This is a genomic window from Paenibacillus sp. ACRRX, assembly GCF_022346885.1.
Lineage (GTDB): Bacteria > Bacillota > Bacilli > Paenibacillales > Paenibacillaceae > Paenibacillus_B.
Genome location: NZ_JAKRNK010000028.1, coordinates 1 through 573, shown reverse-complemented (window position 1 = coordinate 573; position 573 = coordinate 1). Strand labels below are relative to the sequence as shown.

Genomic DNA, 573 nt, shown 5'->3' with positions numbered 1-573 from the left:
ATTACAAGTCAGCCGCTCTACCAACTGAGCTACACCGGCATATTATGGTGGACGCTGACGGGATCGAACCGCCGACCCTCTGCTTGTAAGGCAGATGCTCTCCCAGCTGAGCTAAGCGTCCATAATGGTGACCCGTAGGGGATTCGAACCCCTGTTACCTCCGTGAAAGGGAGGTGTCTTAACCCCTTGACCAACGGGCCATGCTTATTCTTAGATGTATTATAGCAATAATTTGTGGAGCTCTCAACCGGGATCGAACCGGTGACCTCATCCTTACCATGGATGCACTCTACCTACTGAGCTATGAGAGCAAAGATGGCTCCCCGAACAGGACTCGAACCTGTGACAACTCGATTAACAGTCGAGTGCTCTACCAACTGAGCTATCAGGGAACATTTAATCTCATAGGACCCGCTTAGAGAGTCCAGACGTGCCTCGAAATAATCAAGGCAACTGCTTGGCAACGTCCTACTCTCCCAGGACCCTGCGGTCCAAGTACCATCGGCGCTGGAGGGCTTAACGGTCGTGTTCGGGATGGGTACGCGTGGAACCCCTCCGCCATCGCCACCAAAC

At 53.2% G+C, this 573-nt stretch carries 4 tRNA genes and 1 rRNA gene; all 5 read right to left on the bottom strand.

The features are described 5' to 3' along the window. Positions 1-45: 45 nt before the first annotated feature. The 5 genes from MH117_RS26415 to rrf all read right to left on the bottom strand — a co-directional run bounded on the left by MH117_RS26415 (position 46) and on the right by rrf (position 572). Positions 46-121: transfer RNA gene (locus MH117_RS26415), tRNA-Val, on the bottom strand. A gap of 4 nt (positions 122-125) precedes the next feature. After that, positions 126-200, bottom strand: a tRNA-Glu gene (locus MH117_RS26410). 35 nt (positions 201-235) lie between these two features. Further along, positions 236-311, bottom strand: a tRNA-Thr gene (locus MH117_RS26405). A gap of 5 nt (positions 312-316) precedes the next feature. Further along, positions 317-392: transfer RNA gene (locus MH117_RS26400), tRNA-Asn, on the bottom strand. Between the two features lie 63 nt (positions 393-455). Continuing rightward, positions 456-572: ribosomal RNA gene (gene rrf, locus MH117_RS26395) — 5S ribosomal RNA — on the bottom strand. Position 573: the final 1 nt, after the last annotated feature.